The sequence below is a fragment of the Mesorhizobium sp. CA10 genome (assembly GCF_020165285.1).
In the GTDB taxonomy this organism is placed as follows: Bacteria; Pseudomonadota; Alphaproteobacteria; order Rhizobiales; family Rhizobiaceae; genus Mesorhizobium.
On the sequence record NZ_JAIUHV010000003.1, the window covers coordinates 402,831 to 414,954 of the forward strand.

The 12,124-nt window shown below is 63.7% G+C and carries 11 protein-coding genes; 7 read left to right on the forward strand and 4 right to left on the reverse strand.

The genetic code is table 11. The annotated features are described in order from the left end of the window. The first annotated feature begins 55 nt into the window (after window positions 1-55). Together recA and alaS are read left to right on the forward strand one after the other, a co-directional pair. The gene (recA, locus tag LB535_RS08930; protein WP_224631912.1) at window positions 56-1,153 is read left to right on the forward strand and encodes a recombinase RecA; all 1,098 of its coding nucleotides are present in this window, start codon (window positions 56-58) and stop codon (window positions 1,151-1,153) included. A gap of 436 nt (window positions 1,154-1,589) precedes the next feature. Then, window positions 1,590-4,259: an alanine--tRNA ligase gene (alaS, locus tag LB535_RS08935; RefSeq protein WP_224631913.1), complete on the forward strand. Its 2,670-nt coding sequence runs from the start codon at window positions 1,590-1,592 to the stop codon at window positions 4,257-4,259. A 226-nt stretch (window positions 4,260-4,485) separates the two neighbouring features. Here the strand turns inward: alaS and LB535_RS08940 are convergent, their stop codons facing one another. Together LB535_RS08940 and LB535_RS08945 are read right to left on the reverse strand one after the other, a co-directional pair. Further along, window positions 4,486-5,112: a glutathione S-transferase family protein gene (locus LB535_RS08940; protein ID WP_224631914.1), complete on the reverse strand. Its 627-nt coding sequence runs from the start codon at window positions 5,110-5,112 to the stop codon at window positions 4,486-4,488. A gap of 83 nt (window positions 5,113-5,195) precedes the next feature. Continuing rightward, on the reverse strand, window positions 5,196-6,407 hold the full coding sequence (locus LB535_RS08945; protein ID WP_095765188.1) for an NADP-dependent isocitrate dehydrogenase: 1,212 nt from the start codon (window positions 6,405-6,407) through the stop codon (window positions 5,196-5,198). A 207-nt stretch (window positions 6,408-6,614) separates the two neighbouring features. Between LB535_RS08945 and LB535_RS08950 the strand changes: the two genes are divergently transcribed. From LB535_RS08950 to murI, 3 genes are all read left to right on the forward strand, one after another. Further along, window positions 6,615-7,463, forward strand: coding sequence for an RNA methyltransferase (locus LB535_RS08950; RefSeq protein ID WP_224631915.1), 849 nt, complete (start codon window positions 6,615-6,617; stop codon window positions 7,461-7,463). A gap of 81 nt (window positions 7,464-7,544) precedes the next feature. Then, the gene (locus LB535_RS08955) at window positions 7,545-8,150 is read left to right on the forward strand and encodes a hypothetical protein (protein WP_224631916.1); all 606 of its coding nucleotides are present in this window, start codon (window positions 7,545-7,547) and stop codon (window positions 8,148-8,150) included. Window positions 8,151-8,317: 167 nt separating this feature from the next. Continuing rightward, window positions 8,318-9,118 carry a glutamate racemase gene (murI, locus tag LB535_RS08960; protein ID WP_224631917.1) on the forward strand — a complete coding sequence of 267 codons (801 nt, stop codon included), beginning with the start codon at window positions 8,318-8,320 and terminating at the stop codon, window positions 9,116-9,118. 3 nt (window positions 9,119-9,121) lie between these two features. Here murI and LB535_RS08965 read toward each other — a convergent pair whose 3' ends face one another. Next, window positions 9,122-10,513: an RNB domain-containing ribonuclease gene (locus LB535_RS08965; RefSeq protein ID WP_224631918.1), complete on the reverse strand. Its 1,392-nt coding sequence runs from the start codon at window positions 10,511-10,513 to the stop codon at window positions 9,122-9,124. Between the two features lie 164 nt (window positions 10,514-10,677). Between LB535_RS08965 and LB535_RS08970 the strand changes: the two genes are divergently transcribed. After that, on the forward strand, window positions 10,678-10,860 hold the full coding sequence (locus LB535_RS08970) for a DUF3008 family protein (protein WP_095765193.1): 183 nt from the start codon (window positions 10,678-10,680) through the stop codon (window positions 10,858-10,860). A gap of 64 nt (window positions 10,861-10,924) precedes the next feature. Here LB535_RS08970 and LB535_RS08975 read toward each other — a convergent pair whose 3' ends face one another. Further along, window positions 10,925-11,128 (reverse strand): hypothetical protein, encoded by a 204-nt coding sequence (locus tag LB535_RS08975; protein WP_140542642.1) that lies wholly within the window; start codon window positions 11,126-11,128, stop codon window positions 10,925-10,927. 365 nt (window positions 11,129-11,493) lie between these two features. Here LB535_RS08975 and rpsD point away from each other — a divergent pair, with 365 nt between their 5' ends. Beyond that, window positions 11,494-12,111, forward strand: a complete 618-nt coding sequence (rpsD, locus tag LB535_RS08980) for a 30S ribosomal protein S4 (protein ID WP_140840172.1) — start codon at window positions 11,494-11,496, stop codon at window positions 12,109-12,111. Window positions 12,112-12,124 lie beyond the last annotated feature (13 nt).

Genomic DNA, 12,124 nt, shown 5'->3' on the forward strand with positions numbered 1-12,124 from the left:
CAAGCAGGGATCACGGATTGTCCGGCCTTCATTGACGACCAAGGGGTGATGTATCATGGCTCAGAATACTTTGCGGCTTGTAGAGGATAAGGCAGTGGACAAATCAAAGGCTCTGGACGCGGCGCTGTCGCAAATCGAGCGCGCGTTCGGCAAGGGCTCGATCATGCGGCTCGGCGCCAACGAGCAGGTGGTCGAGATCGAAACCGTGCCGACCGGCTCGCTCGGCCTCGACATCGCGCTCGGCGTCGGCGGCCTGCCGCGCGGCCGCATCATCGAGATCTACGGGCCGGAAAGCTCGGGCAAGACGACGCTGGCGCTGCACACGGTTGCGGAAGCCCAGAAGAAGGGCGGTATCTGCGCCTTCGTCGATGCCGAGCACGCGCTCGATCCGGTCTATGCCCGCAAGCTTGGCGTTGACCTCGAGAACCTTTTGATCTCGCAGCCCGACACCGGCGAGCAGGCGCTGGAGATCTGCGACACGCTGGTGCGTTCAGGCGCCATCGACGTGCTGGTTGTCGACTCGGTGGCGGCACTGACGCCGCGCGCTGAAATCGAAGGCGAGATGGGCGATTCGCTGCCCGGTCTTCAGGCTCGTCTGATGAGCCAGGCGCTGCGCAAGCTGACCGCCTCGATCTCGCGTTCCAACACCATGGTCATCTTCATCAACCAGATCCGCATGAAGATTGGCGTCATGTTCGGCTCGCCCGAGACGACCACCGGCGGCAACGCGCTGAAATTCTACGCCTCGGTGCGCCTCGACATCCGCCGCATCGGCTCGGTCAAGGACCGCGACGAGGTCGTCGGCAACCAGACCCGCGTCAAGGTGGTGAAGAACAAGCTGGCCCCACCCTTCAAGGTGGTCGAGTTCGACATCATGTATGGCGAGGGCGTGTCGAAGACAGGCGAGCTGATCGATCTCGGCGTCAAGGCCGGCGTCATCGAGAAGTCGGGCGCCTGGTTCTCCTACAATTCCCAGCGCCTCGGCCAGGGTCGCGAGAACGCAAAACTGTTCCTGCGCGACAATCCCGACACGGCGCGTGAGGTCGAGCTTGCGTTGCGCCAGAATGCCGGACTGATTGCCGAGAAGTTCCTCGAGAATGGCGGCTCGGAAGGCGGCGACGACGGTTTCGAGGACGAGGCCGGCGCCTTGTAAAGGGCGTGCCCCGGGGATTTTGGGGTCCGCGTGGTCCGAGGGCGCCCGAGAGCAGTTGGTTGGCTTAGCCGGAGTTCGGCCACAATCCTGGTTTATCGGTTTGTGCTTATGTAATCGAGTTCTTGTATTGCGTAACCCGAACCGCCGGCCTTCGTGCCGGCGGTTTTGCGTTGTGCGGGCAGGGCTGAACCGCCACTCGTCCGCCGCTCGGCCCAAAGCGCGTCGCGCTGCGATGAATTCAGGCAATGCGCTTTGGTACATGCTTGTGCCTGTCGTTTTCCCAAAACCGCTTGCGCAGTTTTGAGCGACACGCCTGTTTTGCGTGTTTCTGGACAGGCACAAGAGCTATCGCTAAAAGGCCAATCTATCTTCTGAAACACCAAAGCCCATTTGCCGCCGGCCGGGCCGGCGGTTCTTGCGAAAAAGGCAGTATGCAATGAGTGGCGTGAACGACATCCGGTCGACATTCCTCGACTACTTCCGCAAGGAGGGCCACGAGATCGTCGCCTCCAGCCCGCTGGTGCCGCGCAACGATCCGACGCTGATGTTCACCAACGCCGGCATGGTGCAGTTCAAGAACGTCTTCACCGGCCTGGAGAAGCGTCCCTATACGCGGGCCTCCACGGCGCAAAAAAGCGTGCGCGCCGGCGGCAAGCATAACGACCTCGACAATGTCGGCTACACCGCGCGCCATCTGACCTTCTTCGAGATGCTCGGCAATTTCTCGTTCGGCGACTATTTCAAGGAGCGCGCGATCGAGCTTGCGTGGAACCTGATCACCAAGGGTTTCGGCCTCAAGAAGGACAAGCTGCTCGTCACCGTCTATCACACCGACGACGAGGCGGCGGCTTACTGGAAGAAGATCGCCGGCTTCTCGGACGATCGCATCATCCGCATCCCGACTTCGGACAATTTCTGGGCAATGGGCGATACCGGCCCCTGCGGCCCGTGCTCGGAAATCTTCATCGATCGCGGCGAGCACATTTGGGGCGGACCGCCCGGCAGCCCGGAAGAGGATGGCGACCGGTTCCTGGAATTCTGGAACCTGGTGTTCATGCAATACGAGCAGGTGACCAAGGAAGAGCGCATCGACCTGCCGCGTCCCTCGATCGACACGGGCATGGGCCTGGAGCGCATGGCCTCTATCCTGCAGGGCGTCGAAAGCGTCTTCGAGACCGACCTGTTCAAGCATCTGATCGACGCAGCGTCCTCGGCGCTCGGGCAGGGGCCAAGCCAGGAGAACGCGGCGTCCTACCGCGTCATCGCCGATCATCTGCGCTCAACCTCGTTCCTGGTGGCCGACGGGGTTCTGCCGTCCAACGAGGGGCGCGGCTATGTGCTGCGCCGCATCATGCGCCGCGCCATGCGCCATGCGCAGCTGCTTGGCGCCAAGGAGCCGCTGATGTGGCAGCTGGTGCCGGCCCTGGTGCGCGAGATGGGCCAGGCCTATCCCGAGCTCGTGCGCGGCCAGGCGCTGATCACCGAAACGCTGAAGCTTGAGGAAACACGCTTCCGCAAGACGCTGGTGCGCGGCCTGGGCCTGCTTTCGGACGCGACGGAGACGCTCGAAGCCGGCGACATGCTGGACGGCGAGACGGCCTTCAAGCTCTACGATACCTATGGCTTCCCGCTCGATCTGACGCAGGATGCGCTGCGCCAGCGCAGCATCTCGGTCGATATCGCCGGCTTCACCGACGCGATGGAGCGGCAGAAGGCCGAGGCGCGCGCGCATTGGGCTGGCTCGGGCGAAGCCGCGACCGAGACGGTGTGGTTTTCCGTGCGCGAAAAGACCGGCGCGACCGAATTCCTCGGCTATGAGACCGAGCAGGCGGAAGGCATTGTCCAGGCCCTGGTCAAGGACGGCAAGACCATCGACAGCGCGAGCCAGGGCGATGCGGTCGCCGTGGTCGTCAACCAGACGCCATTCTACGGCGAATCCGGCGGCCAGATGGGCGACACCGGGGTGATTTCCGGCGAGGGTTTTTCAATCGAGATCTCCGACACGCAGAAGAAGGCCGATGGTTTGTTCGTGCATCTCGGCAAGGTGGCTAAAGGCACGATCAAGACGGGTGATGCCGTCGAGCTGAAGGTCGATCATGCCCGCCGCTCGAGGCTGCGCGCCAACCACTCCGCGACGCATCTCATTCACGAGGCGCTACGCGAGGTGCTGGGCACCCATGTCGCGCAGAAGGGCTCGCTGGTTGCGCCCGAAAGGCTGCGCTTCGACATCTCGCACAACAAGCCGATCTCGGCCGACGAGCTCGAAGAGGTCGAGCGCATGGCCAACGAGATCGTCGTGCAGAACAGCCCGGTGACGACGCGGCTGATGTCGGTCGACGACGCGATCGCCGAGGGCGCCATGGCGCTGTTCGGCGAGAAATACGGCGACGAGGTGCGTGTCGTGTCGATGGGCACCGGCCTGCATGGCGCCAAGGCAAACCGGCCTTATTCCGTCGAGCTTTGCGGCGGCACGCATGTGAAATCGACCGGCGATATCGGCCTGGTGCGCATCCTGTCGGATAGCGCGGTGGCGGCCGGCGTGCGCCGCATCGAGGCGCTGACCGGCGAGGCGGCGCGCAGGCATCTGGTCGAGCAGGACAGGCGGCTGAAAGCCGTGGCGGCGACCTTGAAGATCGCGCCGGCCGACGTGCCGGCTCGCGTCGAAACATTGCTTGAGGAACGCAAGAAGCTCGAAAAGGAACTCAGCGAGGCGCGCAAGAAGCTGGCGCTTGGCGCCGGCCCGGCCGTATCCGATGCTCCGCCCACCAACGAGACCGTCGCCGGCGTCGGCTTCCTCGGCAAGGCGGTCAGTGGCGTGGCGCCGAAGGACCTGAAGCCGCTGGCGGATGCCGGCAAGAAGACGCTCGGCTCCGGCGTGGTCGTCTTTGTCGGCGCCGGCGAGGACAACAAGGCGAGCGTGGTCGTCGGCGTCACCGACGATTTGACCGGCCGCTTCAGCGCCGTCGATCTCGTGCGCGTCGCGTCCGCCGCGCTTGGCGGTCAAGGCGGCGGCGGTCGGCCCGACATGGCGCAGGCCGGCGGCCCCGACGCCTCCAGGGCCAACGACGCGATCGCAGCGGTGAAGGCGGCGCTGGAGGCGGCTTAAGGGAGCGAGACCGGCCCAGTTCGAGCCGGCTCCAGTCTGCCAAAGGCGGCGCTGCCCCTCATCTGCCTGCCGGCATCTTCTCCCCGTTGAACGGGGAGAAGGGCGCTGTCACATAGGCTTTCGCCAATAGCCAGCGTTGCAACCGCTTCTTTCTCTCCGTTTTTACGGGGAGAAATGCCCGACAGGGCAATGAGGGGCTGCGCCAGCGCCTCGCAAATTCGCTCGGCTAAGCGACCTTTTCCGTCCGCATAAAGCTCGGCCGTCCGGCTATCCGCGCATACCAATCGCGCATATCTGCAAACCTTGCCATCAGATCGCGTCCTTCCGCGACCTTGACGAAATAGGCGACGATCGGTGCCGCGTGCAGGTCGGCCAGTGTCAGTTGCTCGCCTAGCAGCCAGGGCCCTTTCGCCTTCAGCGATGTCAGAACCTTGAGCACCGTCTCAGCCTGGCTCAGCCCGCTGGCGATCAGCTGCTCATCCGGTTGCGTCTTCTCCAGCCGCTCGACGGCGACGTCCCAGACCATGGCGCGATAACCATAGGCGTCGAGCATGCCGCTGATCTGGACCATCCTGGCGCGGCCGCGCGCGTCGGCCGGCTGCAAGGCCGGGCCGTCGAAGGCTTCGTCGACATAGCGCGTGATCGCACCGGTCTCGAACAGTCGAAAACCGTCGTGCTCGAAGGCCGGGATGCGGCCGAAAGGGTGATGTTCCAGATACCAGGCCGGGATGCCTTCGGCGGCGAAGATGTCGAGAGGAACGAGCTCGTAGCCGACGCCTTTCTCCTCCAGCGTCATCCGTGCGATGCGCACATAGACGCTGTAGTCCGCGCCGTAGAGAGTTGGCTTGGCCATCGATCAGCGCTCCCCTCCGCTCGTCGGAGTACCAAAAAATACCGAAGGCTCCTTCCGGAGCCTTCGGTATGCCGAATGTGGGTTTACCCCATCGCTTTCTGCAAATTCTCGTCGATCTTGTCGAGGAAGCCGGTGGTCGAGAGCCAGGGCTGGTCGGGACCGATCAGCAGCGACAGGTCCTTTGTCATGAAACCGCTCTCGACGGTCTGGATACAGACCTTTTCCAGCGTCTCGGCGAAGCGCTTGAGCTCGGCATTGTCGTCGAGCTTGGCGCGGTGGGCGAGGCCGCGCGTCCAGGCGAAGATCGAGGCGATCGAATTGGTCGAGGTTTCCTCGCCCTTCTGATGCTGCCGGTAGTGGCGCGTCACGGTGCCGTGCGCGGCTTCCGCCTCCACCGTCTTGCCGTCCGGCGTCATCAGCACCGAGGTCATCAGGCCGAGCGAGCCGAAGCCTTGCGCCACGGTGTCGGACTGCACGTCGCCGTCATAGTTCTTGCAGGCCCAGACATAGCCGCCCGACCATTTCAGGCTGGAAGCGACCATGTCGTCGATCAGGCGGTGCTCGTACCAGAGTTTCCTTGCCTTGAACTCGGCCTCGAACTCCTTCTCGTAGACCTCCTGGAAGATGTCCTTGAAGCGGCCGTCATAGGCTTTGAGGATGGTGTTCTTGGTCGACAGATAGACCGGGAAATTGCGCAGCAAGCCGTAGTTCAGCGAGGCGCGGGCAAACTCGCGGATCGACTCGTCGAGATTGTACATGGCCATGGCCACGCCCCCGCCCGGCGCGTCATAGACGTCATGCTCGATCACCTGGCCGTCCTCGCCAACGAACTTGATCGTCAGCTTGCCTTTGCCGGGGAAGCGGAAGTCGGTGGCGCGGTACTGGTCGCCGAAGGCATGACGGCCGACGACGATCGGCTTGGTCCAGCCCGGCACCAGGCGCGGCACGTTCTTCATGATGATCGGCTCGCGGAAGATGGTGCCGCCGAGAATGTTGCGGATGGTGCCGTTGGGCGACTTCCACATCTTCTTCAGCTTGAATTCCTCGACGCGCGCCTCGTCGGGGGTGATCGTCGCGCATTTCACGCCGACGCCCCATTTCTTGATGGCATTGGCCGAATCGATCGTCACCTGATCGTTTGTGGCGTCGCGGTGCTCGATGCCGAGATCGTAATATTCCAGCTTCAGGTCGAGATAGGGGTGGATCAGCTTGTCCTTGATGAACTGCCAGATGATGCGGGTCATCTCGTCGCCGTCGAGCTCGACGACCGGGTTCGCCACCTTGATCTTCGCCATGAAAAGAATGCCTCGTTGCTGGGGGATCTGAACGGCTTTGCCCACATGGCTTCGGCCGGGGATGCGGAGCGTATATCAAAGGCTTTTTCAGCGCGCAAACCGCGATCGCGCTGGGGCAGACGGGTGCCGCTGTTGTGAATGCTTCATTTTCCGATCCGGATGTGGCAGGGGACGCCGAAACGCCGCAAACCCCGGTTACCCATAGCCATGCCAGCCACAGAAGACACAACCAAGACCGCTTCCGCCGGACCGGCGATCATCCTGGTCGAGCCGCAGCTCGGCGAGAATATCGGCATGGTCGCGCGAGCGATGGCGAATTTCGGCTTGTCCGAGCTCAGGCTGGTCAACCCGCGCGACGGCTGGCCGAGCGAGAAGGCGCGCGCGGCGGCCAGCCGCGCCGACCACGTCATCGACGCCACCAGGGTCTTCGACGATCTGCCCTCGGCGGTCGCCGACCTGAACTTCGTCTTCGCCACGACAGCGCGCGAGCGCGACGGCTTCAAGCCGGTGCGCGGTCCGGTGGAAGCGGGCAGGGCGCTCAGGGCGCGCAGCGAGGCCGGGCTGCGCACCGGTATCCTGTTCGGCCGCGAGCGCTTCGGCCTTTACAATGACGAGGTCGGGCTTGCCGACGAGATCGTCACCTTTCCGGTCGATCCCGGCTTTTCCTCACTCAACATCGCCCAGGCGGTGCTTTTGATGTCCTATGAATGGATGAAATCCGGCCTCGCCGACGAGAACCAGACCAACTTCTCCGGGCCGGAGCTGGCGCCGGCGCCCAAGGAGCAGCTGCACAGCCTGTTCGCCTACCTCGAGAACGCGCTGGAAGCGCGCGGCTATTTTCGCCCCGAAGAAAAGAAGCCGAAGATGGTCGACAATCTGCGCGCAGTGCTGACGCGCCCGGGCTTCGCCGAGCCCGAGCTCAAGGTGCTGCGCGGAATCATCTCGTCGCTCGACAGGTTCTCGCCGGCCATGCCGCGGGGCGATGGCTCGCCCGGGGACGATCCAAGGCGGTTGCCGGCCGGCGCGCGCAGTCGCGCCAAAGACGAAGAAAGTTAAGATCGGTAAGCTGTGAGCATTTGAAGTAACCGAATTTTATTCGGTTGCGCATCATCCTTGCTGCAATAGTGGGGGTGGCACATGTTTACGTCCAATATTGGCCGGCTGCGCTTTTTCCTTTACTCTCTCGGTCTCGCCGTAGCCGAAACCGTGGTGATCGTCATCTGCATTGTCAGCACGATCGGTTTCGAAGGGCTGCTCAATTCAGGGCCCGGTCCGTCGCGCCAGGGCATGGCAGGCGCGGTCCTCATCGCCTCTCTCATCTTTGTCGCGCTTCGCGGCAACATCGCCTCGCGCCGCACCCGCGACGCCAACGGACGCCGCTGGATCCTGTGGGCCTACATCGCCCTTTCGGCTGTCTATGCCCTTCTGCAGGCAGGCGTGCTGCTGGTCGTCAAATTCGGCGAGCCCGAGAGCATTCCGGGCGGGCTGAACCTGCTTGGGTTTTCGGTATTCGGCCTCTGGTGCACGATTTGGTGGGCGAAGCCCGTCGCGGGCAGCAACATCGATGAATTGACCGATTTTTTCGACTTCGATGGCCCGCTGCCGGCATCGACGCGCGCTGCACGCGCCGCTGTGCCGGCCGCTCCACGCGCCGCGGTTGGCGCTTCAGCCGCACTCATCCCGCCCGCGCCGCAGCCCTTCGGCAGGCCGCGCCCCGCCGGCTTTGGCAAGCGTGGGATATGAGTGAGATAGAGCATGATGTCGTCCGAAAACCGCTTCACACTTTTCGGCATCATGTTCTAGCGACTGCGCAAAAGCTGCTCGCATTCGCCTCTTCAAGACCACGATCATTCGCGATAGAAGCGCGTCGGTCCAATTCCGGGCCTGTCGTTTCTCATAACCGGATGACAATGAGCGATCGATCAAGCCAGCGCCCGATCCTGATGTTCGATTCCGGCGTCGGCGGGCTGACCGTGCTGCGCGAGGCGCGCGTGCTGATGCCCGACCGCCGCTTCGTCTATGTCGCCGACGACGCGGCGTTTCCCTATGGCGCCTGGGAAGAGCCGGCGCTCAAGGAACACATCCTTGCGCTGTTCGGCAAATTGCTCGACCGGCTTCAGCCGGCGATTTCGGTCATTGCCTGCAACACCGCCTCAACGCTGGTGATCGATGCGCTGCGCGACAAATTCCCCGGCCATCCCTTTGTAGGCACCGTTCCGGCGATCAAGCCGGCGGCCGAACGCACCCGCTCCGGCCTGGTATCGGTGCTGGCGACGCCGGGCACGGTGAAGCGCCAGTACACGCGCGACCTGATCAGCAAATGGGCGCAGAAATGCCATGTGCGCCTGGTCGGCAGCGATCGGCTGGCGGGGCTCGCCGAGATCTATATGCGCCAGGGTTTCGTCGACGAAGAAGCCGTGCGCGCCGAAATTGCGCCCTGCTTCATCGAGCGCGACGGCAACCGCACCGACATCGTCGTGCTTGCCTGCACGCATTACCCGTTTCTCGCCAACCGCATGCGCAAGACCGCGCCCTGGCCGGTCGACTGGATAGATCCGGCCGAGGCGATCGCGCGGCGCGCCATGTCGCTGCTTGAACCCGTTGGGAACACATCCGGCGAAAGTGAGCCCGATCTTGCCGTCTTCACCTCGGGCAAGGTGGATTTCGCCACGAGGCGGCTGATCCAGGGTTTTGGACTCACCGCGCCTTAGCGCTCAAGCCGGCGCGGCAGGTTCGAAGACGATGCTGCGTTGATCCGGATCGGCCGAAACCAGCCTTAGCGTCATGCCGTCGCCTTGCCTGAGCCCGGAGGCTTTCACGCTGGCAACCACCGGCATGTCGGCAAGCTGCACGCGCACGCCACGGTCGACGAAGTCGGTGACGGCGGCCTCGAACGTCTCGCCCTCATGTCCCTTGAGCATCACCGCCTCGGCAAGGTCGATTGCCGCGTGGCTGATCTGCGAGGCGCGGGCATCCGCGCGCGCCATCACCTTCGGCAATCTGGCGAAGGCGTCGGTGACGGCCTGCGGCACGGGCTGGCCATTGGCGATCGCCAGCGCGCAGCGCAGGACGTAGCGGTCGGCCAGCCGCCTGAGCGGCGCGGTGGCGTGGGCATAGGTCGCGGCCATCGCCTCATGCCAGGGGACGACGCCCTCCTGATAGGGTTGGTAGGACGCGCCGTTGCCTGCGCGGCGGATTTCCAGCATCAGCGCCGCCTGTTTCGGGTCGGCCGGATCGAGCGTGCGCTGATAGTCGCGCAGGCTGGTGGAGGCAGGCCAGGACAGGCCGAGCGCCTGTGCCGCGTTGCGCAGCCGTTGCACCTTGGAGGCGTCCGGCCCCGACATCACCCGGAACAAGCCGGTCTTGTGGGCCAGCATGGCATCGGCAATCGCCATGTTGGCGGCCAGCGAAAGTGCTGCATTGTCCAGCTCGGATTGCAGCAGCGGCCTGAACGAAAGCCGGAACGTGCCGTCGGCGAGCCTTTGCACCTCCTGCTCGGGCGGATCGACGCGCGATGCGCCGCGGCGCTGTTCGTTTGCCGCCATACGCCGCGCCAGCTCAGCGAAGCCGGCCGGAACGTCGGCGGCCCGCACGCTGTCATAGGCGAGTTTGGCGCGGCTTTGGATGATGGCGCGCTCCGCGCCATCCAATTTCACCGCACCGTCCTCGGCGACTCGAACGGTGAAGACGACTGCCGGACGCGGCCCATCGGGCAACAGACTCGCCGCGGCCTCGGCGAGCACCGGCGGGTAGAGGCCGGCCTTGCCGTCCGGCAAGTAAAGCGTCTCGCCCCGGCCCCAGGCTTCAAGATCAATCGTATCGCCGTCCTCGACGAACCAGGCCACGTCGGCAATGGCATAGTGCAAGAGAAGATCGCCGCCGCTAGCCTCGATCGAGAAGGCCTGGTCGAGATCGGTGGAACTCGCCGGATCGAGCGTGACGAAGGGCATTGCGGTCCGGTCGGCATGCTGGTCGGGCACACGCTTTGCCGCCGCCTCCGCTGCGGCGATTACCGCAGGCGGAAATCCATCCGGCACGTGGAATTCTGCGCGGATTTTCGCAAGGCCGGTGGAAAGCGCCTGTGAGGGATCATTCAGGGATTTCATGCAACCGTCCTACACTGGCATTCCGGGCGCGGGAAGGCTTGCCAGGATCCCGCCAAGGTCGGCCGCCTAATCGCCAACTCAAGCAGGCCCACGGGCCGGGCCGTAGCCGCTGGAACTGCCGCTTCGGCCCGGCGTTTCTTCTCACAGCAAAGGGAGAAACCGCCATGCCCGCCAAATCGCAAGCCCAGCAAAAGGCCGCCGGCGCAGCGCTTTCCGCCAAGCGCGGCGAGACGAAGAAGAGCGAACTCAAAGGCGCTTCGCGCGAAATGTATGAATCGATGAGCGAAAAGCAGCTCGAGGAGTTCGCCGAGACCAAGCGCAAAAGTCTGCCCAGCAAGAAGTCGTAGATCGAATGAAAGGCCCGCAGCGTCGGCCGCGGGCCTCCGTCAACCCCTTTTGGCGCAAGATGAGCTAGCGGCGCCACCAGCAGCGTTTGGTCTTGTAGCGGATGACGTGGCGATGGCCGTGGCGCCAGACCACTCTTTTCGTCACCACGACGCGGCATATCTGCCTGTGGCCGCTCCAATGCCTGGCCATGGCAGGTTCCGGCGTCATGACCGCCATAGACCCCGCCAATACAGCGGCCCCGGTCAGGGTAAGGAAGAACTTCTTCATGGGAATTCGGACTCCTCTGCTCCAGTCCCTTAATTAAGATGGCAGAGCAGGGCAGCTCCTTGGAAGCACAAGCCGCTCTGCTGCCGACGGCCTTCGCCACAACCGGCACTGCACGCCACGCGGGAAATTATCGGGTTGCGACCCGCGCTGCCAGCCGTAAGCTTGACACCGGTTAAATCTCTGTTTAACAGGCCCACCAACACCGGGTGGCGACGCCCGGTGGTTTCTTTTGACGTGTCCCGTGGGTTTTCCGTCGCTTTGCGTAGAAAACCCTGTCAGGTCTCGAAAACGGAGGCCAGAGGAGGGCGCGTTTCCTTCGCCCGGAGCCATGGGGTTCCGGGTGTATTGTTTTGAAAGGGAATGCGATGAGCAAGCGCGAATCCGCGAAATACAAGATCGACCGCCGTCTCGGCGAAAATATCTGGGGCCGCCCGAAGTCCCCGGTCAACAAGCGTGAATACGGCCCCGGCCAGCACGGCCAGCGCCGCAAGGGCAAGCTTTCCGACTTCGGCCTGCAGCTGCGCGCCAAGCAGAAGCTGAAGGGTCACTATGGTGATGTTTCGGAAAAGCAGTTCCGCAAGGTTTATGAAGAGGCCAACCGCCGCAAGGGCGATACCTCCGAGAACCTGATCGGCCTGCTCGAGTCGCGTCTCGACGCGGTGGTCTACCGCGCCAAGTTCGTGCCGACCATCTTCGCCGCCCGTCAGTTCGTCAACCACGGCCATGTCAACGTCAACGGCAAGCGCACGAACATCGGCTCGTATCGCTGCAAGCCGGGCGACGTTATCGAGGTGCGCGAGAAGTCGAAGCAGCTCGTGATCGTGCTGGAATCGGTCGCTCTCGCCGAGCGCGACGTGCCGGACTACATCGAAGCCGACCACAACAAGATGACCGCGACCTTCGCTCGCGTTCCCGGCCTTTCGGACGTTCCGTTCGCCGTGCAGATGGAACCGAACCTGGTCGTCGAATTCTACTCGCGCTGATCGACATCAATCA